We start from the raw sequence: 25,892 nt of genomic DNA on the forward strand, positions 1-25,892 counted from the left end.
AGCTCCTTTTTGTCATTATTATATTTTGCGATGTTTCTTTAAAGCAAATACATTTCCTACTGCAAATAATAGTGAAAAAAGTAATAATACAGTAAGATCTAATGCAATCTCTGTAAACCCTTGATTCCGAATCATCACTTGTCTCATTGCGTCAGCGCCGTATGTGAGTGGAAATACTTTCCCTAACATTTGTAGCCACTTATTCATAGATTCCATTGGAAACAATCCAGAAAAGAAGATTTGTGGCACAATAACAAGCGGTATAAATTGAATCATTTGAAATTCATTATTTGCGTATGCCGATAAAAACGTACCTAATGTTAGTGCAGTTAAAGAGAGCATACATGTAATAAGTAGCGTTAGCCATATGGAGCCAGCTACGTATAAATCTAAAATATAAACGGAAAAGCTTACGATAATAATGGATTGTATAAAGGCAAAGATTCCAAAACCAATAATATAACCTGCGACTATTTCCCATCTTCTTACTGGGGTGGATAATAACCTTTCTAGCGTACCACTTAAACGTTCTCTTACGAAAGATACACCTGATAATATAAATACAAAGAAAAATGTAAAGAAACCAATTAATACAGGACCAAGCCCATCAAACATCGTAAAGTCTTTAGAGCCATGTAAATAATTTACTTCAGGTTTCATAATCGATACATCATTCTTCTCTGTGCTTTTTTGCAATACTTGAAGTACAGCACGATTTTTTGACGAATCACTACCTTCCAACAGAAGTTTCATTTTTCCATTCTCTATACGAAATACTGCATCTACTTTTTGTTTTTCCAACTCAGAAATCGCCTTTTCCTTACTGTATTCATAAATTGACGCTTCTTGATTTTTCATCATTTTTACTATTTGAGCGGGCATATCAACAACAGCAATTTGCGGTATATAGTCTTTCTGTGTAAACACTAGTGACAAAAGCCAAAGTAATAACATCGGTGCTCCAAACATCATTGCTAACGAACGCTTATCTCGAAAAAATTGACGAATAATACGTATAATTACACCAGTAACTCTCATGATGGCACCACCTCTTCTAGCAAAAAGACATCTTCAATCCGTCCAGATGACACGCGTTTTTTCAATTCTTCAGTTGTTCCAACCGCAACTAGTTTCCCTTCTCTAATTAACCCTAGACGCTCACAAAATTCAGCTTCATCCATAATGTGCGTCGTTACAATAATCGTTGTGCCTTTCTTTTTAAGATCATAAAATTTTTCCCAAATCGTTTTTCTAAGAAGCGGATCTATCCCCACTGTAGGCTCATCTAAAATTAATATTTCTGGTTCGTGAAGGAGCGCTATTGCTAATGATAAGCGTTTTTTCATTCCACCTGAAAATTGTTGTACTTGCTTTTTCATATACTGAGACAATTGTACAAGTTCAAAAACCTCTGCAATTCTTGTCTTTTTACGTTTTCCCTTTAGTCCATACATCGTTGCTATAAAATCTGCATTTTCATATGCTGACAATTCTTCGTATAATGCATCCGCCTGGGCCATATAACCAATTCTTTTCATTTCATTTAAATTAGGCATATTAGTATTATTAACAAGCACTTCACCTTTCGTTGCCTCATTAATACCTGCAATCATTTTAATGAGCGTTGTTTTCCCCGATCCAGAAGGTCCAACAAAACCAAAAATTTCTGCTTTTTCAACTTGCAATGAAAGATTGTGTAACACTTCTTTTTTCCCAAAACTTTTTGATACAGTCCGTAAAATAATGGAAGGTTGTTGCACGTTTCATCCTCCTTTTCCAATAAAATGAGTGAGTACTCACTTTTATTTTACCCTTGCTTAATTATATGTCAAACTTCATTGATTAGTATGTATGTTCAATCAACGATATTAAACAATGAAACAGAGTCGACATTAGAATTTCATTTCCTAAAGTCGACTCTGTTTCATTTAAACTATAAATTTCACTTTACGTTTTTAAATTCATATACTTCCGAATTCTAGCAACATCTAAAGAATATTCAATAACTAATTGCTGTAACGGTAAAATAACTGTGTCAGGATATAAATGTGCATATTGTAATGTTTCTGCATATTTTTCTAACCTTTTTTCTAAATACTTTATTATTTGATCAGGATGACTTACTAATAAACATTTACAATAATAATGTATTTGTTCCTCAATCGCTGTGTATTCTTCAATTTCATATTCTTTATGCATGTGTACACCCCTTTAAGTTTTTTACATGAATTACTTATCACAATTTTCACTCGACAAATTTTAAGTTTTTTGATTATTTACACTATAACAAACAATCAGGGTCAAATTTTGTTACTTTATGTAACGTAGAAAATTTTTAACAAAATTGTAATGTTAACTCCTGCAAAATACATAAAATCTCTTTACTCACTTTTGTATAAAAAAATCGTACAGCTTAATTTAACTGCACGACTACAATCTCTGGCCTATTCAAAATTCTTTGCGGAATGATACTATTTCCTAATCCTCTACTCACTACCATTGATGTATTTTGTTCTACATATAAACCTGCTGTATATTTAGGTAAAACACCTTGATTTGGAGCAACTAATCCACCGATAAATGGCAATCTAACTTGCCCTCCATGAGCATGTCCCGATAAAACCAAATCCAACCTCTCATTCGTATATTCCTTTATAAATTCAGGCCTATGGGATAATAATACATTATATCTATCTGGCTGCATTTCAATTTTTGCTTTTTTGATTTCATCTATTATAATATTTCCTTCATCACGGTTTCCAGTAACAAACTCTGGATCATCAATACCTAGCAAGTTTATTTCTTGCTCACCCTTTCGAATGCCTACATGTTCATTCCTTAAAACATTGACACCATATTTCTTCAACTCTTTTTCTAAACTGTTATACTTTCCAGACCATTGTTCATGGTTTCCTGTCACAAAATATACAGGATACTTATTTACCATTTTTTGTATTAATTGCATACTCACTTCTGCATCGTATGATTTACTGTCAATTAAATCACCCGTAATCGCAATAATATCTGGGTCTATACTTTTTATTTTTTGAATTAACACATCTTGATTATCGCCAAATTTTTTATTGTGTAAGTCTGAAATTTGTAGAATTTTATACCCTTTAAAAGAGGATGGTATTTTACTAGAGGTTATTTTAACCTCAGTTATACTTATTAAATTGTTCTGTAAATATAAAAAGATTGTAAAACCTACTAATATACAAATAATCATTACAATTCTATTAATTTTCTTTTTCATATTTTCTCCTTTACATTCTCATCAAACACTTCTATATGCTAACTGAATTATATTATACTTTCTTGAAATTTATTTAAATCAATATAATAATACAGTACATGAAATTTCGTATGAGATATGTCATATATATTCGTTATATTTTTACTTTTACCTTTTTAATAATAAGAATACAAAAACGACTCTTATCACAAGAAAAGAGTCGTTTTCTAACTTTATACTTTTAATACTTTCATGTTAAAAATGCGAAAACTAAAATACTATTTAAGAGCCTTAACTATAACTTTAGTTGCCTCTGCAATGAGTTGATTATCATAGGTTGCCTCTTTCTCATCTTTACTAGATAAAATTGCGATGATAATTGGTGCTCTATTTGGAGGCCAAACGATAGCAATATCATTTCTTGTCCCGTAACTACCAGCACCTGATTTATCTCCAACTACCCATTCAGTTGGTACGCCTGCACGAATAAGTTTGTCCCCTGTAGCATTTCCTTTCATCCACTCTGTAAGAATTTTACGTTTTTCAGCTGGAAGTGCATTTCCGACCGTAAAAGCTTTAAGATTCGTAGCAATAGCTTTCGCTGTACTAGTGTCACGAATGTCTCCTGGAATAGCTTCGTTTAATTCTGTTTCAAAGCGATCAGACATAGTAATCCGATCCCCCATATGCCTAAGCGCTTTTTCATATCCTTTCGGTCCTCCTATTTTATTAAATAAAATGTTCCCTGCAGTATTATCGCTTGAACGAACAGCAGCCTCAGCAATTTCTCCTAGTTTCATTCCAGTATCTACATGTTTCTCTGTAACAGGTGAATAATCCACTAAGTCTTCTTTCGTAAATGTGATTACTTCATTTAATGTATCAATTGAGTTTTGCTGTAGTAATACTCCTGCTGCTAAAGCCTTGTAGGTTGATGCGAAGGCAAATCTTTCGTTAGATCGATAAGAGATTGTTTGATTTGTACCAGTATCAATCGCATATACACCTACTCGAGCATCAAATTTTTTCTCAAGTTGTGAGAACTCTTTATGCGTCGCCTGATTTTTATGTTTCACTTGTCCAGTCTTTTCTTTCGCTTCAACTTGCAGTGCCCCTCCTGTAAAAGCTTCTAGGCTTGTAATACTTAAACCTAATATACCAACGCATATTCCTATTTTTAGCATCCTCTTATTTTTCAAAATCATCATTCCTTCCAAATTTTTAGCACCTTTTTATACGTACACATAATAGACAATCACCGAACCAAATTTGTTCCACAAACTAAAAAAATTATAGCTAGTATGAGAGTTATTAACAAAATAAGAGATAGTAGCTACGACGCCTCTATCTCTTATTTCATATTTCATTTTTTTACTTATAAATGGCTTTATATGAACAGGGTCTCTTCCCTGAGAAAAGTACTCTAATTTTGCTTAGAACTACCTGTACTAGTAGCTTCACCATGTATACGTTGCTGTTTCAAATCAAAGTATACATCTAATACTTCCTTTCCAATTATAGAATTAATTCCATTTTTATCATCATGAAGCCATGGAACTACTACGGAAAATGCTACTTCTGGATTATCATATGGAGCATATCCAACTAACGTTAAGTTGTAACATTCCATACGTTCTCCTTTTGCATTTCTACCAATCGGGTCATCTCCACCATATACAGTTTGGGCTGTTCCTGTCTTTCCTGCTGGTTTATATGGCGCGTTTTTGAAATATTTCACGCCAGTTCCATCCCCTTCTTGGAATACCCATCTAAACCCTTCTTTTATCCGATCAATATGTTCTTTCTTCATATCAATTCGATTTAATACGACAGGCTCTATGGAACGTATAACTTTGCCAACCTCTTCTTTTATTGATTGTTCTCGTATTTCTTGTACAATTTGAGGTTGCATTCTATAACCACCATTCGCAATCGTTGAAATATATTGCGCTAATTGCAACGGCGTATACGTATCATACTGACCGATAGAAAAATCTAGTAAAAACCCAGGTTGACTATCTACTTTTCTCGTTTGTCCAATTATTTCATTCGGTAAATCAATACCTGTTGGGACACCTAAACCAAATTGCTTGAAATAATAGCGCATCGTATCAAATGCTCCTTGTTTAATATCCAATGAGCCATTTGGTACGTAATTGACTCCCGCAATTTTTAAAGCTGTTTGGAACATGTATACATTCGAAGATACTTGTAAAGCCCGTAAATCATTAATATTACCAAATCCGGATACATTCCACGATTTCTTAGCTTGTGTACCTTTAAATTTCATCGGCGCGTCATAAAATTGATCTCCTGGATGTATTGCCCCTGTCTCATATCCAGTTAATAAAGTAGCACCTTTTACAGCTGACCCTAGCTCATACGAAGTTGTCATGTTACCTAATGCCAAATCCTCAACCTCTATTCTTCCTTCTTTTTCTACAATCTTTTTGCCTGCCATTGATAAAATTTGTCCGTTATTTGGATTCGTCATGACAACAAAAGCTCGATCGAGCAGTGGCTCTGAACTCTTAAAAGCTCTCAAGTTTTTCTCTATACTTTCTTCCACTTTCTTTTGTAATTCCATATCAATCGTTAATGTTAAACTATTACCACTTTTTCCTTTAGAGATTATTTCTGTGCTAACAATGTTTCCTGATTTATCAGTAATATTTTTCACTTCTTCTTTTGTGCCGTGTAATACATCTTCATATCGTTGTTCAATATAACTTTTTCCAACACGATCATTACGGTTATATCCACGTACTAAATAAGAATCTAAATTTTCTTTCGGTAATCCTTCTTCACTACTCGTAATATTTCCTAATACAGAACGAAATAAATTACCATTTACATAATTACGTTCCCAATCAACAGTTGCATCTACTCCTGGAAAATTCGCAAGGTTTTCACTTATCCGCGCATACTCTTCATCTGTTACATCTTTTTTAATAATTTGTGGTGTTAGTTGATAACCTGAACTCATTTTACTTTTAATAGCTAACACCTTTAAATCTTGTGCTGTTAATTCTGCTAATTCTACCTCTGTAACACGACCTCGTCTTAAGTCTTCTATTTTTTTATCTAACTCTTTTCCCTCTATACCCTTTTCTTTAAACTTTTCTATATCTTTCTTAGTAATCTTTGTCTCCGCACGTTTCAAATTCAACTGCATCCAAAAATCTTTTTTATCGATATCTGTTAATTTATTTATATCTTGTTCAGGCATTTCAAGTACTTTCGCCAAGTCTTTTGCTGTTTTTAAAATATCTTCACTCGTAATTCCCTTCACCCTTGTATACGTAATTGTGCGAAGAGATTTATTATTAACAACTGTTTTCCCTTCTCGATCTAAAATTTGTCCACGTGGAACTGGAATACTAGTTATTGCATTTTGACTACTTTCCACTTGGTTCTTATAAGCCTCTCCCTCAACGATTTGTACCTTTCCTAGCTGCATAATAATAGCTGAGAATAGTACAAATATGCAAAGGAACATTATATTTAATCGAATAGATATATATGTCTTCTGCTTCTTGCCTTTTTGTCCTTTCATAAATCCTCCATTTAATCCTTTCAGGAATTGCTACAAATACTAAAAGCATTCCTTATATATTAGATACCGATAATCGGTTATAAATATCGCCTCAATTTTTTGCTTAATCCTTGTAAGCAACCATTCCTTTTCGTTTAGCTACGGAATTAATAACTCTCCCTTCTTGGTTTTCTCTCTATTTTTTTTGCCACTTGCATTAGAAGTGCTAAACTGTATAATAACTCTTATTAAACTTACATATAAACTTGCTAGTAAATTTTCATGCTAATTATTCCTTTCTTCATGCTGTAATACTTAATAGACAACCTAAACAATAAAGTTGTTCCACATTTACAAAAAAAATAATTAAATATAAGATGAAATAGGCTACATAAGGGAGGGTTATATGTTACATACAAGAAGATGGAGATTTTTTGCGGTTCTTTCTATTGTAGGTTTGATTTTACTAATTTTATTAAAAATCAACTTCTTTTCAATTACTATCGCAACTTCTTCAGCTGAAAGAGGAAAGATTTTTGATAAAAATGGTGTAATGCTAGCTACAAATAAGAAAGTTAAGTCTCTATATTGCACTTCTAATGATGAAAAGCTATCGAAACAAGATACATCAAACACATTAGCTTTTTTTAACCAATTTTCAAGCGAGTTTCAACATGATATTTCTACAGAGAACATAAAATCTCAATTACAACAATCTTGTAAAAAGAAGACTATGAATGATATACCGTTATACTCTGATATAAATGAGAATGAACTTGCATTCATAAACAAAAACAAACCCAATAATGTAATAATTAAAGATGAATGGATTCGATATTACCCTAAACACGAAATTGGTTCACAAGTAATTGGGTATGTAGAAAATGACCTTAAGTCCAAGCATATGGCTGTTGGAAAAAGCGGGATTGAGCTGCAATATGAAAATGATTTAAAAGGAAAACCAGGCAAAACTCTTATTTTTAAATTGAATAATAAAAAGTTCTTATGGAACATTCAAAAAGTACAAAAAGGAAAAGATGTGCGGCTAGCTTTAGACTCTGAGTTGCAGCAAAAGGCAGAAGAAGCATTAAAATCTCAAATTAAGAAAACACCTGATGCTAAAGCTGGTTATGCTATAGTGAGCGATGCAAAAACTGGCGCAATTTTAACTATGGCCAACTCGGTAGCTTTTAATCCAAATATATTAAATACACATGTATCTTCTAGAAAAGAAAACATTAAATCTCTTTCGCAAAATAAAGCAATTCAAAAATTAAAGTATGGTGAATCTTATGTAAATATGGCTTCTACTATAAAACCACTCACTATTTTAATTGGATTAAATGAAAAGCTTTTCCAACCAGAAGATACTTATTTAGATAAAGGTACTTTTCAGTATGATAATCAAAATAACATTACGAATGCGCCTGGAACACCAACAGGGGAGATTACACCGAGGCAGGCTATCATTAATTCATCTAACACATTTATGACAGCAAAAGTAGCTCTGCCCTTATTCAACCAAAATAATGGAAATATAGAAAAAGTGGCACATATATGGACAGATTATTTAATGCAATTCGGCCTACGTTCTAAAACTGGGATTGATTTACCCTTTGAAGAAGACGGACAATATGAATTCCATCCATCTAATAAATTTGAAAATGGGATTTCAGCTTTATTAAATGCCTCTTGGGGAGGAAATGAAGTGCATACTCCTCTTCAACTCGCTCAATATGCAGCAACTTTGGCAAGTAAAGGCGACAAATATAAGCCTCAAATCGTAAGTGCGATTATTGGTCAAGATGGTAAGGAAACCAAAAAGTTTAAACCCATTTTAGAAAGTTCAAATCGTTACCCGATGAACTTTTGGAGTGTCGTGCAAGGTGGGATGAGTCAAAATATAGAGGAAATTAAAAAGTTGCCCTTTGACGTCGCAGGTAAAACAGGTATTACAGGTTTTCCGAATGAGCAAGCAAGAATGATAAATCACTCTCTTTTCATTGCGTATGCTCCTACGGAAGATCCACAAATTGCCGTTTCTGTCGTTATCCCTGGTAGTAATTCAGAAAAAAACATTGCCGCTCTCGTTACATCAGAAATTTTAGAGTACTGGAATACTCTTCAAAACGAAAATAAAAATAAAGAGGAAGGTTCACTTTAATGAACCTTCCTCTTTTACCATATAGAATCTATATTTATTATTTTCCATATACCTTCATTATTCTTTTCGAACATAAATGAATATTTAATATCAGTTAAAACATACTCTTTCTGTACATATCCAGTATTACCGTTAATTGTAGATATTTTTATATATCCATTATTCTGTACTTTTTCTGGAATCCAAGCTTTTACCATTTCATTAGATACTTCATATAAAACTTGTGATTCTCGCTTTGGTTCAGCTAAAATTTTCGTTTTATTTCCAGTAACAGTTGCATATATAAAATGCGCTTGGTTTGGTTGGTTACTTTCTGTCAATCCACTTGGTACTTTATATACTTGCTTTGTATCTTTTGCAAACTCTCCTCCCATTGTAAGGGCGACTTGCAACTCATGAAAGATATCTTCATCAAACTTCAATTCATCCTTCCTATAACTCTTTCCTTTAAATAGAACTTCATCATTTAACGCTTTGTACAAGTTATTTTCATTTTTTGAGTTCGTACTTTGATATAGTTCATTCATAAATTGTTTTAATGATGGATCTTGAGCAGACTCATCTTTTGTTTTAGGCTTAATTTGAGTACTACTTTGTACCGGCGATTTATTATCATCAAGCCAAGGTTGTTGAACAATGAAAAATAACATTGTACAAACCAAAACAACTACAATAGGTAATGCTTTTTTACGAAATGGTCTTTTATGTTTTTCAAAATCCACTTCATTATTTTCATATATAGACTGCTTTATTTTAGAAATAAATTCTTCTTCATCTTTACGATTCTCCATTGGGCCTTTTTTTATTTTTCTATACCAGTCAGGATTTTGTTTATTGTTCATCACTACTACCCTCCCCTATTAATTTTGAAACCTTACTTCTCGCTCTACTTAATCTCGATTTTACAGTTCCAATGGATACTCCTAATGTTTCAGCCATTTCTTCATAAGATAATTCATATTTTGCATCCAATATAATTATTTCACGGTGCTTTTTAGGTAGTTCTAATACCACCTTCCACACATCATTCATTTCTTCTTGCTTAAAAAATTCTTGTTCTGCTGACAGGGATTGCTTATCGTCACTAAAAAATCCTATTAAAGATATCCTTTTAAAATAGGAGGATTTCAAATAGTTTATTGCCGTATTTCTTGTGATTTTTAAAATCCACGTTTTAATAGATGACTCCTTTCGAAATGAATTCCAATTTTTAAACACCTTTATAAATACATCTTGCGTGATATCATCTGATAAGTGTGGATCTTTCGTAATAATAAATGAATAATTCCATACATCTTGCCAATAGTCTTTTATAACATAGTCCAGCTCATCATGATTACACTTTTCAATAAACGTCTGTTCCATTTCCACACCTCAAACTTATTTGAATAAACATAAAACTGCCCTCACTTTTTTATTATGGTTTCAATATATAGACAAAATACAAGTTTCATTTGTTCCATTGTTTATCTTTTTTCAGGCAGAATAATACTACTAAAAAACAAGTAAAGCATACAATGATAAAAATCCACTCACAATAATCTATTTTTTGAATTTAACGTAACACTCTACTTGTCCATTTCAATTTGCTATTCCCTTCTATTTACCATTAACAATGTCAACTTTTCTAGAATGACAGCAAAAAAGCATTCTCGATTAGAAAGAATGCTTTTTTGAAATTTAATTGTTCTATATTTCCCCCAATTTATATCTTTGAGTTAAGCAAACATGTAATAAATTTAGTGAAAAATTCACCTTATAATTAAGTATTATTTCTGAAATACATGTTTTATTTTTTCACCTGGAACGTTACTTCCTCCTCTTCCTTTTACATCTTCAATCATCATTGTAACAATCATGTCTGGCGCATTTGCATCGAAAGCTGCGAACCATCCCAGTTCTTTTCCGTCTGCTTCTTTCGACTCTTTCAGTTCTGCTGTACCAGTTTTACCAGCAAGCGTCACACCATCAACCTGTGCAATTCTCCCTGCGCCATCAGGGTCATTAATGACTTTGATTAATGCACTCTTTAATATCTCTTGATTCTTTTTAGAAACCACATTTTCTTTCCAATTCCCCGCTACTTTTGCTTCTTTTAAAAGATGTGGCGACGGAATATTCCCTTCATTTACAATCGGTGCATATGTTAATGCTAAATGAAATGGTGTCATTAATACTTGTCCTTGTCCATAGCCCGTGTCTGCAAGTTGAATATCGTTTTTTATCCCATCTTTTGCAATGATTGAAATAGGAAGTTCGTATTCGATTGGTAATTTTTCATGAAATCCGTACTTTTTAAATTCATTTACATACTGATCTTTTCCCATTTTCAAAGCTTGTTGAGCAAAATAAATATTATCAGAGTACTTCATTGCCTTATCAAAATCAATTGGACTTGCATCCTTTACACGCGTTACATAGTAATTTCCCCAAGACGAATCTTTTGTCCACTTCAATCCTTGAATTTTAAATTCTTCCTTCGGATTTATTGTGTTTGTTTCCAAACCAATTGCACCTGTGATCGTTTTAAATACGGAACCTGGTACAAATGCTTGTGTAAAGCGATTCGTCATTGGTAGTTTCGAGTCGTTACTCCATGCTTCTCGTTGGGCTTTCGATGCTCCTCTAACTATTATATTTGGATTATAAGCAGGGCTACTTACAAGTGCGATTGTTTCACCTGTTTTAGGATTGACCGCTGCACTAGACCCTGCTTCAGTTTTCATCTCATTAAAGATTTTTTCTTGAATTGCAGCATCAATTGTTAACGTAACATTTTCTCCTTCTTTTGCTTCTTTTTTTGCTACGTTTTTAATCTCTTTCCCCTTCTCATCTTCTATAAATACGCGTCCACCCTTTTCACCACGCAATTTATTTTCTAACACTTTCTCTAAACCGGTCTTACCTACTAAATCATCTGCTTGATAACCTTGTTTTTGAAGTGATTTTAACTCCTCCGCATTCACCTTTCCTATGTATCCAGTTAAGTGTGCCGCTGCTTCACCTAATGGATACGTACGAATATTTACTGGGTGAGATGAAACTCCTTCTAATTCAATATAATCATTCTGTCTGGTTCCCTCTTTTAAAATACCAATTGGTACAAAGGAGTCTGGTTTTATCCATTTTGCTGTGAGCTTTTGTTCGACCTCTTCTATAGACATATCAAGTAATTGTGCTACTATTTCTTTCGTTTGCGCTGCTGTTTCGCCTAGTTTCTCTGGAATAATTCCAACCTCAGTCGCTTTACCATTCGTTGCAAGCCCTTTTCCATTTCGATCATATATTTCTCCGCGTTTTCCTTGCTCTATTTGCATACGTACTTTGTAATCTTTTTTCATTCCTGGAAAAATGAGGTCTGGCGTCCAATCTATTTTCCAAGACTCTTTATCTTTCACAAGTTTTGCTTCATGGATGAATGAAACTGATCCTACATCGGTATCCATCTTAACTTCAAAAAGAAAAAGCTCTTTATCTTTCGTATTCTCTCCTTTCATTTTAACTTTTAAATTCTTAGCTCCAATCCCCTCATAGATTTTTTGATATTTTTCTGTGAATTCTTTTTTAGAAATTGATTTTTTTGCATGATCTGATAAATGATCATACATATTTGTAAATTTTCTATCATTCCATAAATTGATATATTCTTCAAATGCTTGTTTTGGCGGTTCGTTTTTATTACATCCTACCAACATAACCGCGAAACAAACGAAAAGCAGCATCCATAATTTTTTCAATTCAATCTTCTCCCTTAGTTAAAAATGATGATTCCTTTCTTAATTTATTTAATAAAAAATGTTTTAACGCTTAATAGACAGTGAAAGTAAGGATATTGTTCCATATTTACAAAAAACTAAAAAAGAGTGATAAGAATTCCGTAAATTTGGAATCCTCATCACTCTCGTTTGATATTGTGCAAATCATGAATATGAAATAATAATTTCTAATTTTAAAAAATAATTTTAATTTTCCAACTAACGAGATAAAAATCATGTATTTGTTCTATTTTTAATAATTCATAAATTCGTTGAAATGTTCGCATCAAATTCATCTGATGTTTTGGTATCTATTTTTCTCCCATCAATTGTCATCTTTATTTTTTGTTTTTGGTTTGCTGTTACCACCCAAGCGTTCGGTAAATAACGATCTTCATGGGATAATGTAGACGGTGAATTTATAACCTTTCCTCCTAAATATAGCGTAGCAGAAGAACCTCCATCCATTGTCGCTGTCCAACATTACGGTTATAACAGGAGACATTTTGTTGATGCTCAATTAACAAAGCTACTTTTAGGAACAATAGGATTAATAATTTGTGCTTTACTTCCATATGAAATATGGAAAAAACGAATAGTCTCAATGAAAAAACAAATTAAGTTTTACCCTATACAATCATTAAAATATATTAAATTTATTGTTTAATTACCAATAAGAATTTCATAAAGAAAGCACAGACTTATTAAGGCACATATTTATCTAACCTACATAAAATAAAGATGTACAATTGCCTACTTTATGAGTTCTTTATAATGATATATAGAAAGGGTTCATTAAGTTATGTTTGTTGGGAAATAGCATTTATATTTCTTCTAAAATAAACAGGGTACAAATTGCACATATCGGCCTGTTTATTTTAGAGAAAAGTTGTTTATAAGTAGTTCTTTTCTTTAAAAGAAGGAACTACATTTTTTAAATTAAATTTCTAAATGAATAAATTTAGCACGAGAAAGGAATTGAACTTATGTCTAATTTAAATTTCATTTCTGATCAATTTGCTGCAATTCTTAAAGGAAAGAGTAAAATAAATCAAGGTGGTTGTTCGGTGTCTTTTCACCGCAATTTTAAGGTCCTGGTTCAAGGAAAACCAAGTGCCTATGTAGTTCCCGTCGGAGTAAGTTTTGAATCGTTGGATCAAAATGGCAATGCATTAAATTTAGGAGAAATCGCGGTTCTACAAGAAGAGATCCCTGCATTTATGAAATCAATTGTACAACAAGGAATTATTGTCAGTGCTTTACATAATCACTGGTTATACATGAATCCCTTAATTATGTATATTCATATCCAATCGGTAGAGCACCCGTTACATTTTGCAAGAAAATTGGCAAATTCATTTTTATCGTTAAGCAGCTATCCTGTTACTAATATCGAAGGGCAATAATTTATCTACAATCATAGATATGGTAATAATATGTACCAGACTCCATGCACGTTGCGCTTGTATAAATAGTATTATCTAATGTATCTTCTTCCGTTATTACTCCTCCTTTTGGAACCTCACAATTTTACAAAATAAGAAAAATGACCGATATACCCTCTTCTTCGTTATCTATACCCTGAATATTTTGTTTACCATACGCTGCCCGTATAAACCTTGATGGTGGGGTGAAATCTCCATTAAGTCCCATTGAACCTGAACCTTGTCCAAAAGCACTTAATGGTACATCCCCCGCGCATGGCTGCGATTTAAGACCTATATATTGTCTTAAATTTTATAAATGCCAATTAAACTCAGGACTATTAGTCACTACTCCTTGTCGATTCTAATACAATAGATTTACCCCATTTATCCGCTAAAATCCAATGTAATGGTGGAGTAACTCCTAAAGCAGCTAATGGTACCTCCCAAAAGGAAATACTAGCTACAAATTTCTTTAACTCTTCAACAGATTTGAATTGTGTCTTTTGAAACCAGAAGAAAAGCCAATAGATTTCTGAAAACTAGGCGTATGATTTGATATTGTAAAGCCCTCAGGCATCAATTTGTTCATCACCTATCATCATGTATCCCTTGGTTGAAACCATCAGCTTTTCTGTACCACTTCCCAGTCGATAGCTCGAAAAGTTATGGGTGTTGAGCTCAACTTAACGACGACGAGAGCTGCTCCCTAATTAGTGATGAAACCCATTATCACATTTCGTATCATGTGGCATAGGTCCATCCAAGGAATCCAGAAAGGCAACGGCCTGTTTGAGGTTCCTCAAAAATAAATGCGCGAGATCCATAGAAAATCCGTTTCGAACCACAACGCGCATAATCGTCACTGCTTCTAGATCTGGAGGCAATGGATATGCGGGTACTTGCCAGCCGAACACACGCAATTGTCGAGATAAATCATAAAGGTTCCAGTTTAATGTGTAACCTTTTTTCAGTTGCCAAGCGAAAACCGGAATATCCGAACCATCGGACAAAAGTTCGAACGGTTCCATCTCCTGAATCGCCTTGCTAAGAAAAAGAGCGACCTTCTGAGAAGCCCTTTGGACATCATAGTACCCACTTTTCCCCAAACGCAGGTAATTGTAATATTGTAGGAGCACTTGTGCGCCAGGACGTGAAAAATTCAGGGCAAAAGTCGGCATGTTTCCGCCTAAATAGGAGACGCGGAAGATTAAATCATCGGGGAGATCATCAGCTTCCCGCCAAATTATCCAACCCAAGCCAGGATAGACTAATCCATATTTATGTCCCGATACATTGATGGACTTCACCCTCGGCAACTGAAAATCCCAGACTAAATCTGGTTGAAGAAACGGTGCTATAAATCCGCCCGAAGCCGCATCTACATGCATAGGAATGTCGAGTCCCGTCCTCTCCTGTAAATCGTCCAACGCTTTTGCAATGGCGGCAACCGGTTCGTAAAGTCCGGTATAAGTCTCACCGAGAATCGGTACCACACCAATCGTATTTTCATCCACGGCTGCAAGGACCCCTTGAGGATCTAATCGGGGATGCTCAGGGCTAACCTTCACATAGCGTGGTTCAACCTCCCAATAGTTCGCAAATTTTTCCCAAACGACTTGAACAGCAGAACTAAACACAATATTAGGCCGATCCACCGGCTTACCCTCTCTTTTTCGTGCATTTTGCCAGCGTCTCTTTAACGCAAGCCCCCCGAGCATACAGGCTTCCGACGATCCAGTTGTTGAAACGCCCATAGTTGTAAGGGGGCTGGGGGAATGCCAGAGGTTGGCTAAAATGCGGACACACCGCTCCTCAATTTCAGCTGTCTGTGGATATTCGTCCTTATCAATTATGTTCTTATCAAATGCTTTAGCATATAAGTGCTCTGCGGTAGGTTCCATCCATGTACTAACGAATGTTGCAAGATTCAAGCGTGCATTGCCATCAAGAGTCATTTCATCATGGACGATTTGATACGCTGTTTCTGGTAACATGCCTTCATCAGGCATGTGAAAGCGCGGAACGACTGATTCTCCTTTGCGGGCAAAAAGAGGATTTATAGAAAATTCGGGAGGCAGCTCCATTTGCACGTGACGCGGTAGATATTGTGGATTATCTGGCATAACCTCTTTTCCTTCATATGTATCGTTTTGCACTTCTTCTTTTCGATCCTGCGGCATACTAGTCCCCCTTAATTAATGGTTTAACAAATATATTATTTACAAAAAAACATTTGCTAAACCAAGGGACAATTCTAATAAAAGGTGATGCCATCATTCAAAATAAAGGAGTATAGTTTTTGATTATAAAATAGAAATTGATTTATATTTTAATGAAAATATTGAATATTTTTAATATAATTATTGAGTTATGTATTTATAGAAACTTAAGGGGTATGATTATGGAGTTTATTACTTTTAAAGTAATTTGTATCTTTTTATTTTTAATGCTTATGACTTCTATAGAAGTTTTAGGATATGGAGTTCAACTTGTTGGGGCGAAATTAGCTTTAGTTGCATCGGCTTTTGCTAAATATAATATTATGTCTTTAATTGCTCGATTTTCTAATATGTTTCAACAACCATTTACTGTTTCTTTAGTTGATAGTACAGCAAAAAATGGTAGATTAGAATTACTAATTAAACAATTAGATTTTTGTTATTAGGTTCTACTATGGGAGTAATACTTGGAGGGATTATTAGTACCATTTTTTATGAAAGTTCTTTCTAAAGCGCTAATACCATTGTCAAAAGATGGTTCGTTTTTAAACATGTTCAAATTAATATGTTCACAAAAGAATTGATGCAACGTTAAAAAGAATGAGCCCGGTACAATACCGGACTTATATTCATACAACCGCTGTATTTTTCTGTTTAACTGTTGGGATTCAGTTCATAATGAAACATATTTTTACATAAAAGACTTTCGTATATAAATTTTTCAAATGATTTATTAGCGAATTGTTGACCAATATCACTTTTTTGAGTGAGTAATTTTTTAGATTGATGATGTAATGAATTTTGTTCGTTTCTTTTATGTAAAATATTCTAGTTTTGCATTAGGAAAGAACTGTTTCATATAGGAATACAGATAGTTTTTTATATCCTCTTCTTCTTCTTTTTGATAAATGTATTTTCCGATTCCATATTTCCCCCATTTATACCTTCTTTTCTCTTCATCTAATTCTAGTTTTGTCATCGGGTAGTTTTTTTCAATTACTCTCTTAGCTGGCTTTGTAAAACGATGTTGAATAAATTCAAATGTAATATCATCCCGTGCATCAAGAGGTAATTCAGCATTTAGGCGTTCAAACATATGATAGTATCCTTCCTTCCAGCCTTCATGCAGGTAAATAGGAGCTACAATGAAACCAAGAGGATATCCAGCTCTAGCTACTTTTCCTGCTGCCTCAATTCGTTTAGCTAAGGGAGAAGTTCCTGGTTCAAAGTTTTTAATCACATAATCAGCGTTTACACTAAAGCGAAATCTTGTTTTTCCGTTATGTTTAGCATCAAGTAAATGATCTACATGGTGGAATTTCGTAACAAATCTCAATTTCCCATATTCAGATTCTCCAAAATGCTCAATGGCCCGTTTAAGGGTATGCGTTAAATAATCGATTCCTACAATATCTGAAGTACACGACGCTTCAAATCTTGTTACTTCAGGTGCACGCTCTTTCATGTATTTATCAGCAGCATCTAAAATTTCTTCAACATTTACATACGTTCGTATATAAGGCTTACTTCCCATCGTTGTTTGTAAATAACAATAATGACAATGTCCCATACATCCCGTTGCAAAAGGAATTGCATACTCTGCTGAAGGCTTGGAAGTATCGAATTTCAGTGTTTTTCTAACACCAACAACCAGCGTGGATTTTGCTACTCGATACTTTTGAAAATCATTATCCCCTGGCAAATCTCTTACTTGATTATGGGAAGTAGTATGTCGAATTTCAACATCCATCTTTGAAAACTTCTCAAACAGCTCTTTCCCCAAAGGATAATCTAATGCTTTAGGTTCAAAATATACGAGCTTAGGCATAAATGGCTTATTCATTCTAACATCCCCTCTGAAATATCACCATAATAGTAAGTGTAAGCTTGGTTTGCCTCATCTTCGGTAGCATATATAGCCATCTCATTTGTTAGTGGATAATACGTTTCGTAAAGAAATAGTGCTAATTCATTAGGTCTTTCAGGATTATTTACAACTGCTGCAGCTTGTATGTTAGCTACGTCTTGAGTATGAGGATTTCGGTAAAAAATATAGACAATGTCACCAGCATGATACGTATTACTTTCAGAAGAAAATTCCATTCCATCACCATCTCATTTCATAAAATTCAATGCTCACAGTTTTACTTTCTAATTTCCTTGTAGTGTAACTATTTAATTACATTGATAATGATTACGCCATACAAACATATTTTGAAAAATGAATAATAAATGTACTCCCAAAAAGGCAAGCATATATCAATGCTTGCCTTTCGTTCTAACGACGATGTTCAACAAGATCGATTACACCTAAAACGACGTGTGCTAAACCAAAACCAAATACTGTATTTGCAATCATTTTATTAGTTCCACGAGTTTGTTTAAGAGCATAACCTGCTGCTGTCACTGCTGTACCTAAAGCTGTTGGAATTAATCCTTCACGAATGTCCACAGTGATGCCTCCTTGTTTCGTAGTTAGTAAATTTGTTTTAATGACTCGAAGTAAAGTATTAAAACAAGTATTAGTATTTTTCTTTTTAATAAAATTATGTGAAATCTTTATGAATAATATTTTAAATCCATAACAGCTATAAAGATTGAAAAAATTATTAATTAACAAATAAGAAAATATCTTCAAAACGTATTTTCATATGAAAATTTTATACCTCAGAAAAAAATCTTTGCGGAAATTCCCTCCATAAAAAGTGCTCCTAAATTTATATAGGAGCACTTTTTTATGAAACACTATTCTTTATTTCCTTATGAACCACTTTATTATAATAACCATGCTTTACAACTTGCCTAAAATCATCTACCTGGATATCCATTCTTTCGGCAATATCTACAACAATTGTATTTTGTAAAACATTCACCACAAATCCCATTAATTGCAAATTAGGATTTTTACGATATGAAAATTGAACGTAATCCCCAAGTGTTACTTCTTTATTATGCTTCATTTGGCGCCCCCTAAATTATCGATAATTATACAATAGTTTCCCCCTTTTTTACTTCTACATACGGGGTCACCAGTTTATCATTTTAGCCAATTCATCTCCCACCTACTTATTTTACGTTCCTTGAGGAAGGGGTCTTCTTGGCTAAAATGATAAAAAAAGACAAACTCTCCAATGTGAGGAGTTTGTCCAAAACCATGATTTCTTTAGTTTAACAATATAGAATTCAGTTCCGATAAGAATCTTTCTTTTTTCCATATCCCACGGTTTTTGCATCGATACTAACAATAGTGGATTAGAATAATGACTTAATACTTGCTAGGACAGTAAGAATACCTATAATAATGACAAATACATTGCTAGATTTCCCTTTGTATTTAGCAAGTACTGATACTTTATGGATTGCATACATTGGTAGTATACATAAGATAGCAGCAACTAGCGGACCGCTAAGGGCATCAATGATTCCAAGAATACTTGGATTTGTATAAGCAACATACCAGCATGTTAATACGACAAAAGTAAGAATCATTGTCTTAACTGTTTTTTCTCCTATATCTTTCCCACGTTTTTTACTGGACTTGATAATCATGTCACGCATTACCTCATACGCTCCTATATAATGACCAAGGAAAGACTTTGTAATAGCCACAAATGCAATGATAGGAGCTGCAATAGTGATTACTGGCGAATTAAGCTCATTAGCAAGATATGATAGGATTGACAAGTTCTGTTCTTTTGCCACCTTAAGATCATTTGGAGTCAAACTTAAGGTACTGCTCCAAACAAAGAACATAACAACTACGAATGTCATAATATAACAAACTTTTTGTATTTGAGCACATTTAGCATCAGTAGCATCTATTCCATACGTAGCTCTCTGTTTCATAACAAATGACGAAATCATAGGCGAATGATTAAACGAGAATACTATGATTGGAAGTATCATCCATATCGTTCCTAAATATCCTGTTCCTGTTGAAGCAGTAGAAACAGCTGAAAAACTAAGCATTGACGTATTCCACTGTGGAATCAAAGATATTGCGATAAAAAGTAGAGAAGCTATAAAAGGATACACTAGCATGCTCATGATCTTTACAGTTATATCTTGACCAAAATTTAGTATAGCGATAAGACCGAGTACTAAAACAAGCGATAAAATGGACCTTGGAGGCTCCGACATGTGCAATTGATGCACGATAAAGCTACTAGCGGTATTTGTAAGTGCGACCGAGTACATCAGCACGATCGTATAAATGGAGACAAAATATACAAGATTAAAAATGATACTTGCCTTATTTCCAAAATACTCTCTTATTGTACCTGTAATCCCCTCATCGGCAGAGTTCGAAGCGTAAATCATTTTAGCAAGCGCCCTATGTGAATAATACATAACAGGATATGCAAGTATGGTAATTAACAGCAATGATAATAAACCACCTGAACCTGCATTAATCGGTAAAAAGAGTACTCCTGCTCCAATTGCTGTTCCAAAAAGGCTCAATGCCCAGGTAGTATCCTGTTTATGCCACTTTTTAGGGTCTAGATATTTCTCATTTTTTACTGCAGTGTTATCAGCTTGAAATTCTATGTTTTTTGCAGTATTCCCATCCATATAATAATTCCTCCTTGTGTCCTATTCTTAATTCTCTTTTTAAGATATAGGAATATAGACCGTTCTTGAAAAATGAATAGCTTATATAGTGCCCCACAACGAATATCCCCCTTCTAGGTTAATAAAAATCAAAAAATTAGCGAAGCATCAACCTGAAGGGTTTGTTACCACTTATAAAATATTTTAATTATATAGTAGTATATTTTATTGATAACTCCCCCAATATACAGACATCCTTAGGCGAACAATAGAGTAAAGGTTGTTAAAAACTTCACAATATATTCGATAACTTATTGATTTGATTGTTTCTCCCCAAAGATTTTATTTTTAATGGAAATTCCTGTAGGTGTAGCTGCAATACCACCTAAACCTGTCTCTCTTAATTCGCGAGGCATCTGTCTTCCAACTCTATACATGGCTTCAATCACTTCGTCAGCATTGATGAGATTGTTTACGCCAGCTAATGCGATGTCCGCTGCTGCTAAAGCATTTGCCGTTCCAATGGCGTTTCTCTTTACACAAGGAATTTCTACCAAACCAGCGACCGGATCACAAACTAAACCGAGTAAATTTTGTAATGCAATCGAAAAAGCTTCAGAAGATTGCTGTGGCGTTCCACCCGCAGCTTCTACCGCAGCTGCAGCCGCCATCGCTGAGGCACTTCCTACTTCAGCTTGACATCCTCCATACGCTCCTGAAATACAAGCGTTGTTTGCGACTATCGTTCCAAATAACGCTGAAGTGAATAGAAAATGAATCATATCTTCATGACTTAACTGCAACGTATCTTTAATACTAAATAGGACTCCCGGAATCGTCCCACTCGCACCTGCTGTTGGAGTTGCACAAATAGCTCCTAATGCAGCATTTACTTCATTAACACCGATAGCACTTTGAATCCCTAACACCATCAAATCTCCAGAAAGAGTTTTCCTATTTTCTCGATAGTTTTTAATTTTTACAGCATCCCCTCCGGTCAAACCTGTTGGAGAAAATACACCGTCGCCCTCGATACTTTTATTTATTGCATGTTGCATAGTCGCTAAATTTCGTTCCATTTTACTCCATACTTCTTCATAAGAAGTTTTAGTTTGTTTGATTTCCTGTTCGATTGCTAATTCATAAATTTGCTTTTGGCTTTTATTAGCTGCATCCACAATTTCTTTTATGGCCATATACATATTTTTCACTCCTTAATGTGACTAAAGAATAATAAGATTAGCTATATTGCTTAAATCTCCTAATTCCTTCTGAGCATTACCTGGCAATATCGAATCCAAAGCGAATGCATATAAATATTTTGTTTTATCTTCCAAACTATGAAAGTTGTTAATTTCCACATCATATTGTTTAAAGATCCTGCGTAAAACAAATTCAAAGTCAGCTCTTTCTGAAATCGCAATAACAACTGGCAATGGCCCCTGCAGATTTAAGCTAAATCCATCAATTTCAACATTTTTGACTTCAATCAACCCACCACCGACCGAAATACCCATTACTCTAATACTTCGACTTTCATCCTCTGCATATACATCTGCCGTATTTGGATGACCAGCAGGACTATTACCCAATTGTTCAATAAAGGTAATGTCAATTCCCTTAGACTCTGCTATTTTAATAGCATCTGGCACTTTGCTGTCATCAGCAGCTAAGCCTAATATACCAGCAATAATTGCAAAATCAGTTCCGTGACCTTTATGGGTTTCAGCAAATGATTCATAATACTTTACCACAACTTTTTTAGGAAGACCTTGAAATAATTTATTAGCAACTGTTCCAATAGCCAAAGCACCTGCAGTATGTGAACTTGAAGGGCCTATCATTATGGGCCCAATCACATCAAAACAACTTTTGTATTTAACAATCTTTTTTTCTTTAATAGATGCTACATTCATGTTCATATAAGCACCCCCATAATTTATTATTTTTAGCTGTAGTTGAATCTAAGTTATTAGAATGATCGATTCAAAACAAGTTTCATTTGATAACGCTTTCTTTATTGAGTTGAATAAACTTCCCTTCTAATCCGCTATCCTCCGTATAGTAATCATATCAGTATGTCCAATTTTAAAAAATTACTGGCAAGTTCTTTAGAATTTTTAATCCAAAACGAGGTTTGATATTTTCTCTAGAGGTAATAAATTGTGTCTCGACGCCCTCATTATAACTTGTATATTTATAAGTTTAATCTTTTTTTATTTTTAGAAAGATTGAATAGACAGAATTTTGAATAGGTAATAAATTACACTTAGTATGTAGCAATTGTGTCCTTTGTTTGAAGCTGTATTAGTTAGTAAAAAAGCAAAAATAACACAGAGTTCCTTTCATAAACACATTGATTATATTGAAAAATCATTATAAAGATACTTATATTGTCTTTTGTTTGAACATCTTATTTTGAACGGGAAACCTGTTGCAATAAATAATTCATTCATATGAAAAGGAATACATTATAAAATTTAAAAACATTTTAGTATATTAATTATACATTTTGTATAAATATTAATTATCAAAAAAAACTAACTTCTTATTAGGATCTTAACATAAAGGATACATTCCAAATAACAATGGAGATTCTGCTTTATCAATTTCTTTATACGTTACATTTCCCTCTTTACCTGCAACAGCAACTTGTACTTTTTCATTTGTTTTCACATCTTCTGCACCTATTGCACCACCCGCCAATAATCCTGTACTTAACAGACTATCGTGAACGAAAGTTAGAGAGTTATGGAACAAAATATAATGTGTATGTACATACATTTCTTTTAAAAGAAGTTTTGTAGTATGCAACTGAATTAAAAAAATATAGATTTTTATGACTCTTTTTAGGGGATATAGCAAAGTGGGATCTTTTATATGCACATTGCTATACCGAACTAGATTTCAGCATAGTATTTTTTTGCAACTCATTGATTTTTACCAAACACGTATAAAAACCAACAATATGAAAATAAACGACTGGCTAAAATTTTACTTTCAATAAAATAAAAAAGAACCTGCAAATTTGCAGATTCTCCTGATAATGATTTATATGAGTAAGACTCGGAAATATAATACAATGATTCAAAAATAAGTTCAAGTAAATTCAAAGAACCCGCTGGAGTTCGAGTTCTTTCAGAAGTGATGATGTTTTCTAGGCTTAGCAAAGTGAGAAAATACAAGAATATAATACATCAAGATTTAGAGAATTTCAATACTTAAATTAGAGGTTATTTTAATATGATGTAACATCAGCATTTTGAAGGAATAGCAATGAATACCTTATACATCCCCAGTCTACATAACGTTTTATTATCAGTAGAAAGAAAAAGGAAAATCCCTACTTCCACAATAAATCCGCCTTGCTACTCTATTCATTTTTTGATACATTCCTATCCACCGTTTTAAGGTTCTCTTTTGTACTGTGTTAGCCAAAAAATTGTATAAATCATAATTCGTTTTTCTTCCACCTGTTTCACCCTTTCTACACCCTAGTTTTACAAAATAAGAAGTCATCAAAACTTATATTTATTACTTTCTGTTATCTCCTCTCTCTTGTTCTATGCATAGTCTATCTAAATTTTTATTAGCTACTAAAAAAAGAATTTACAGGACGATAAAAAAAAGCCAAGTGCATTGCACTCGGCTTTATGGTCGATTAAACAATTTTACTTCAGACGTATTAAACTGATGTAGATAGTCTTTAGTAGAAGTATAACCTGAATTCATGAGTGTTTTCTTTTCTTCTTCTGTGATATCAAAATTAAACGACGACGTAAAGAATGTATTAATAAATACAGTGCGGGCAGCATCTTCTTTGGTGGTTTTTCCGCTCTCATGACCTTTGATCATGGTTTGAGACAAATTCCATGCAAAATGAATAAGAGAATGGCCAATATGATGTTCTGTTGAGGTTGCGATATGTTTTAACATGGCAACCTCCGCCTGAGATTCTAAACGGAAACCAAGTGTTTCTTTGTTGTAGACAATTTCATCTGTAGGATCAAAGAAAGATGCATTGTATTTCGTGTGTAAGCTTCTTAGTGTAGAATGATCCTCTATATTGCTTATCAGTTTATTAACCTCGTCAATCGTATCTGTGGTCGTGAAGTGTTCTTCTTTATTCACAAAACTTTTCCGATCAAATAAACGAATTGGGTAGTTATCGAGTACACCTCCGTCTACATAATAATCTTTATCCCATTCCACAGATTTAAAAAAGAATGGGATGGACATCGAAATCCGCACAGCAACTACTAACGGGACATCAGGTGTCGTTTCGCGAGAAAACGTACGAAGCTGGTGTGTAGAAACGTTCGTTCCTTGGAAAAACACGTCTTTTCCTGTTTTGTCATACAACTGCTGAAAAGTTGTGTCCTTACTCCCTGTCCACTTTTCAACGATCTTTCCTACCCACTCAGTGAAGAAATCCCCTTTATAGATACCAAAACCATCAAAAAACAAACGAATGTTATCTTGTACAATCGAAAAATCATCATCTTTAAACGCTTTGAAATTCATGTCTTTGTGGATTTTTACAAGATCTGCGAATGGAATGGAAAGACCTAAAAGTAATGCAGTAATCGCTCCTGCTGAAGTCCCTCCAAATCGTTGTATTTCTGGTAAAATCCCTTCTTCATTTAGTGCACGGATGGCACCTATATAAGCGCTTCCCTTTACCCCGCCACCTTCAAATACTAAGTTACGAAATGGATATGCCATTATATACCTCCAATAAAGAAATTTTCGATCTGTTATAGTATCGGAAGTATATTGAAATATATTCCAAATGGTATTAAGAAAGTTTCATGTCCTCCGATACGTATGGCCGAATTATCTTTATTCAATGGATGAATTGTTTGAAAGAGAAGAAATTTGCTTGGAATGGTAATTTAGTAGGATAGGAAACAGGAAACGGAGTGCATCTTTGGATGCACTGAATAATATCCCCTTTTGAAATCGTATATAACGTAACTTCTTTTCCGATGTCCAAGTAAAATCAC

At 33.8% G+C, this 25,892-nt stretch carries 22 protein-coding genes and 3 pseudogenes; 4 read left to right on the forward strand and 21 right to left on the reverse strand.

Annotated features, from left to right (window positions below):
* Nucleotides 1-18: 18 nt before the first annotated feature.
* The 6 genes from AU379_RS11440 to AU379_RS11465 form a co-directional block, all read right to left on the reverse strand.
* Nucleotides 19-1,038, reverse strand: a complete 1,020-nt coding sequence (locus AU379_RS11440) for an ABC transporter permease (RefSeq protein ID WP_001266719.1) — start codon at nucleotides 1,036-1,038, stop codon at nucleotides 19-21.
* Complete coding sequence (locus AU379_RS11445; RefSeq protein ID WP_001187071.1) at nucleotides 1,035-1,760, reverse strand: ABC transporter ATP-binding protein; 726 nt, start codon at nucleotides 1,758-1,760, stop codon at nucleotides 1,035-1,037. Before AU379_RS11445 ends, AU379_RS11440 begins: the two co-directional genes overlap by 4 nt.
* Before the next feature lie 187 nt (nucleotides 1,761-1,947).
* Nucleotides 1,948-2,199 carry a hypothetical protein gene (locus AU379_RS11450; RefSeq protein ID WP_000548621.1) on the reverse strand — a complete coding sequence of 84 codons (252 nt, stop codon included), beginning with the start codon at nucleotides 2,197-2,199 and terminating at the stop codon, nucleotides 1,948-1,950.
* Nucleotides 2,200-2,413: 214 nt separating this feature from the next.
* Nucleotides 2,414-3,256: a metallophosphoesterase gene (locus AU379_RS11455; RefSeq protein WP_000727188.1), complete on the reverse strand. Its 843-nt coding sequence runs from the start codon at nucleotides 3,254-3,256 to the stop codon at nucleotides 2,414-2,416.
* A gap of 257 nt (nucleotides 3,257-3,513) precedes the next feature.
* Complete coding sequence (gene bla, locus AU379_RS11460) at nucleotides 3,514-4,440, reverse strand: class A beta-lactamase Bla1 (RefSeq protein ID WP_002098388.1); 927 nt, start codon at nucleotides 4,438-4,440, stop codon at nucleotides 3,514-3,516.
* A 218-nt stretch (nucleotides 4,441-4,658) separates the two neighbouring features.
* A complete protein-coding gene (locus AU379_RS11465) occupies nucleotides 4,659-6,791 on the reverse strand; it encodes a penicillin-binding protein 2 (RefSeq protein WP_000678283.1) in 2,133 nt (710 codons plus the stop codon).
* Between the two features lie 385 nt (nucleotides 6,792-7,176).
* Between AU379_RS11465 and AU379_RS11470 the strand changes: the two genes are divergently transcribed.
* Nucleotides 7,177-8,934, forward strand: coding sequence for a penicillin-binding protein 2 (locus tag AU379_RS11470; protein ID WP_061139277.1), 1,758 nt, complete (start codon nucleotides 7,177-7,179; stop codon nucleotides 8,932-8,934).
* Between the two features lie 14 nt (nucleotides 8,935-8,948).
* Here the strand turns inward: AU379_RS11470 and AU379_RS11475 are convergent, their stop codons facing one another.
* From AU379_RS11475 to AU379_RS11490, 4 genes and pseudogenes are all read right to left on the reverse strand, one after another.
* Nucleotides 8,949-9,776 carry an SH3 domain-containing protein gene (locus AU379_RS11475; protein WP_001060751.1) on the reverse strand — a complete coding sequence of 276 codons (828 nt, stop codon included), beginning with the start codon at nucleotides 9,774-9,776 and terminating at the stop codon, nucleotides 8,949-8,951.
* Nucleotides 9,766-10,299 (reverse strand): sigma-70 family RNA polymerase sigma factor, encoded by a 534-nt coding sequence (locus tag AU379_RS11480; protein WP_000438327.1) that lies wholly within the window; start codon nucleotides 10,297-10,299, stop codon nucleotides 9,766-9,768. The genes AU379_RS11475 and AU379_RS11480 overlap by 11 nt, the downstream gene beginning before the upstream one ends.
* A gap of 404 nt (nucleotides 10,300-10,703) precedes the next feature.
* Nucleotides 10,704-12,671: a penicillin-binding transpeptidase domain-containing protein gene (locus tag AU379_RS11485; RefSeq protein WP_061139278.1), complete on the reverse strand. Its 1,968-nt coding sequence runs from the start codon at nucleotides 12,669-12,671 to the stop codon at nucleotides 10,704-10,706.
* A gap of 279 nt (nucleotides 12,672-12,950) precedes the next feature.
* Nucleotides 12,951-13,157 (reverse strand): annotated as a pseudogene (locus AU379_RS11490) (phosphodiester glycosidase family protein); the annotation flags it as partial.
* Between AU379_RS11490 and AU379_RS29000 the strand changes: the two are divergent.
* Both AU379_RS29000 and AU379_RS11495 read left to right on the forward strand, forming a co-directional pair.
* Nucleotides 13,153-13,296, forward strand: a pseudogene (locus tag AU379_RS29000) (cell division protein FtsW); the annotation flags it as partial. The pseudogenes AU379_RS11490 and AU379_RS29000 overlap by 5 nt on opposite strands.
* 379 nt (nucleotides 13,297-13,675) lie before the next feature.
* Nucleotides 13,676-14,095 carry a DUF1259 domain-containing protein gene (locus AU379_RS11495; RefSeq protein WP_000067577.1) on the forward strand — a complete coding sequence of 140 codons (420 nt, stop codon included), beginning with the start codon at nucleotides 13,676-13,678 and terminating at the stop codon, nucleotides 14,093-14,095.
* Nucleotides 14,096-14,099: 4 nt separating this feature from the next.
* On the opposite strand, the pseudogene AU379_RS29005 reads toward AU379_RS11495, so the two are convergent.
* Both AU379_RS29005 and AU379_RS11500 read right to left on the reverse strand, forming a co-directional pair.
* Nucleotides 14,100-14,616 (reverse strand): annotated as a pseudogene (locus AU379_RS29005) (linear amide C-N hydrolase); the annotation flags it as partial.
* 210 nt (nucleotides 14,617-14,826) lie between these two features.
* Nucleotides 14,827-16,296: a glutamate decarboxylase gene (locus AU379_RS11500; protein ID WP_061139279.1), complete on the reverse strand. Its 1,470-nt coding sequence runs from the start codon at nucleotides 16,294-16,296 to the stop codon at nucleotides 14,827-14,829.
* A 221-nt stretch (nucleotides 16,297-16,517) separates the two neighbouring features.
* On the opposite strand from AU379_RS11500, the gene AU379_RS11505 reads away from it, so the two are divergent.
* Nucleotides 16,518-16,781 carry a DUF2837 family protein gene (locus tag AU379_RS11505; RefSeq protein ID WP_000394421.1) on the forward strand — a complete coding sequence of 88 codons (264 nt, stop codon included), beginning with the start codon at nucleotides 16,518-16,520 and terminating at the stop codon, nucleotides 16,779-16,781.
* Between the two features lie 368 nt (nucleotides 16,782-17,149).
* On the opposite strand, the gene splB is transcribed toward AU379_RS11505, so the two are convergent.
* From splB to AU379_RS11555, 9 genes are all read right to left on the reverse strand, one after another.
* Entirely contained in the window at nucleotides 17,150-18,178 is a 1,029-nt protein-coding gene (gene splB / locus AU379_RS11510) for a spore photoproduct lyase (protein WP_001039638.1), read from the reverse strand.
* The gene (locus AU379_RS11515; RefSeq protein ID WP_000396091.1) at nucleotides 18,175-18,438 is read right to left on the reverse strand and encodes a transcriptional regulator SplA; all 264 of its coding nucleotides are present in this window, start codon (nucleotides 18,436-18,438) and stop codon (nucleotides 18,175-18,177) included. The genes splB and AU379_RS11515 overlap by 4 nt, the downstream gene beginning before the upstream one ends.
* A gap of 175 nt (nucleotides 18,439-18,613) precedes the next feature.
* Nucleotides 18,614-18,787, reverse strand: coding sequence for a hypothetical protein (locus AU379_RS11520; RefSeq protein WP_000354585.1), 174 nt, complete (start codon nucleotides 18,785-18,787; stop codon nucleotides 18,614-18,616).
* A 283-nt stretch (nucleotides 18,788-19,070) separates the two neighbouring features.
* Nucleotides 19,071-19,295: a DUF2187 domain-containing protein gene (locus tag AU379_RS11525; protein ID WP_000682219.1), complete on the reverse strand. Its 225-nt coding sequence runs from the start codon at nucleotides 19,293-19,295 to the stop codon at nucleotides 19,071-19,073.
* Nucleotides 19,296-19,587: 292 nt separating this feature from the next.
* On the reverse strand, nucleotides 19,588-20,907 hold the full coding sequence (locus AU379_RS11530) for an aromatic amino acid transport family protein (RefSeq protein WP_061139280.1): 1,320 nt from the start codon (nucleotides 20,905-20,907) through the stop codon (nucleotides 19,588-19,590).
* A 290-nt stretch (nucleotides 20,908-21,197) separates the two neighbouring features.
* Nucleotides 21,198-22,088 (reverse strand): L-serine ammonia-lyase, iron-sulfur-dependent, subunit alpha, encoded by an 891-nt coding sequence (sdaAA, locus tag AU379_RS11535; protein ID WP_000281779.1) that lies wholly within the window; start codon nucleotides 22,086-22,088, stop codon nucleotides 21,198-21,200.
* A 21-nt stretch (nucleotides 22,089-22,109) separates the two neighbouring features.
* A complete protein-coding gene (locus AU379_RS11540) occupies nucleotides 22,110-22,808 on the reverse strand; it encodes a serine dehydratase beta chain (protein WP_001056999.1) in 699 nt (232 codons plus the stop codon).
* Nucleotides 22,809-23,445: 637 nt separating this feature from the next.
* Nucleotides 23,446-23,670 (reverse strand): hypothetical protein, encoded by a 225-nt coding sequence (locus AU379_RS11545; RefSeq protein ID WP_170953980.1) that lies wholly within the window; start codon nucleotides 23,668-23,670, stop codon nucleotides 23,446-23,448.
* 867 nt (nucleotides 23,671-24,537) lie between these two features.
* The gene (locus tag AU379_RS11555) at nucleotides 24,538-25,611 is read right to left on the reverse strand and encodes a patatin-like phospholipase family protein (RefSeq protein ID WP_000331137.1); all 1,074 of its coding nucleotides are present in this window, start codon (nucleotides 25,609-25,611) and stop codon (nucleotides 24,538-24,540) included.
* Nucleotides 25,612-25,892: the final 281 nt, after the last annotated feature.

This window comes from Bacillus sp. JH7 (assembly GCF_001563515.1).
Taxonomy (GTDB): Bacteria; Bacillota; Bacilli; order Bacillales; family Bacillaceae_G; genus Bacillus_A; species Bacillus_A cereus.

What these genes read in the sequence shown, in the direction of transcription:
- AU379_RS11440 (WP_001266719.1), bottom strand. Translation starts at nt 1,038, where the DNA reads ATGAGAGTTACTGGTGTAATTATACGTATTATTCGTCAATTTTTTCGA.
- AU379_RS11450 (WP_000548621.1), bottom strand. Translation starts at nt 2,199, where the DNA reads ATGCATAAAGAATATGAAATTGAAGAATACACAGCGATTGAGGAACAA.
- AU379_RS11455 (WP_000727188.1), bottom strand. Translation starts at nt 3,256, where the DNA reads ATGAAAAAGAAAATTAATAGAATTGTAATGATTATTTGTATATTAGTA.
- bla (WP_002098388.1), bottom strand. Translation starts at nt 4,440, where the DNA reads ATGATTTTGAAAAATAAGAGGATGCTAAAAATAGGAATATGCGTTGGT.
- AU379_RS11465 (WP_000678283.1), bottom strand. Translation starts at nt 6,791, where the DNA reads ATGAAAGGACAAAAAGGCAAGAAGCAGAAGACATATATATCTATTCGA.
- AU379_RS11470 (WP_061139277.1), top strand. Translation starts at nt 7,177, where the DNA reads ATGTTACATACAAGAAGATGGAGATTTTTTGCGGTTCTTTCTATTGTA.
- AU379_RS11475 (WP_001060751.1), bottom strand. Translation starts at nt 9,776, where the DNA reads ATGAACAATAAACAAAATCCTGACTGGTATAGAAAAATAAAAAAAGGC.
- AU379_RS11480 (WP_000438327.1), bottom strand. Translation starts at nt 10,299, where the DNA reads ATGGAACAGACGTTTATTGAAAAGTGTAATCATGATGAGCTGGACTAT.
- AU379_RS11495 (WP_000067577.1), top strand. Translation starts at nt 13,676, where the DNA reads ATGTCTAATTTAAATTTCATTTCTGATCAATTTGCTGCAATTCTTAAA.
- AU379_RS11500 (WP_061139279.1), bottom strand. Translation starts at nt 16,296, where the DNA reads ATGCCGCAGGATCGAAAAGAAGAAGTGCAAAACGATACATATGAAGGA.
- AU379_RS11505 (WP_000394421.1), top strand. Translation starts at nt 16,518, where the DNA reads ATGGAGTTTATTACTTTTAAAGTAATTTGTATCTTTTTATTTTTAATG.
- splB (WP_001039638.1), bottom strand. Translation starts at nt 18,178, where the DNA reads ATGAATAAGCCATTTATGCCTAAGCTCGTATATTTTGAACCTAAAGCA.
- AU379_RS11515 (WP_000396091.1), bottom strand. Translation starts at nt 18,438, where the DNA reads ATGGAATTTTCTTCTGAAAGTAATACGTATCATGCTGGTGACATTGTC.
- AU379_RS11525 (WP_000682219.1), bottom strand. Translation starts at nt 19,295, where the DNA reads ATGAAGCATAATAAAGAAGTAACACTTGGGGATTACGTTCAATTTTCA.
- AU379_RS11530 (WP_061139280.1), bottom strand. Translation starts at nt 20,907, where the DNA reads ATGGATGGGAATACTGCAAAAAACATAGAATTTCAAGCTGATAACACT.
- sdaAA (WP_000281779.1), bottom strand. Translation starts at nt 22,088, where the DNA reads ATGTATATGGCCATAAAAGAAATTGTGGATGCAGCTAATAAAAGCCAA.
- AU379_RS11540 (WP_001056999.1), bottom strand. Translation starts at nt 22,808, where the DNA reads ATGAACATGAATGTAGCATCTATTAAAGAAAAAAAGATTGTTAAATAC.
- AU379_RS11545 (WP_170953980.1), bottom strand. Translation starts at nt 23,670, where the DNA reads ATGTATGTACATACACATTATATTTTGTTCCATAACTCTCTAACTTTC.
- AU379_RS11555 (WP_000331137.1), bottom strand. Translation starts at nt 25,611, where the DNA reads ATGGCATATCCATTTCGTAACTTAGTATTTGAAGGTGGCGGGGTAAAG.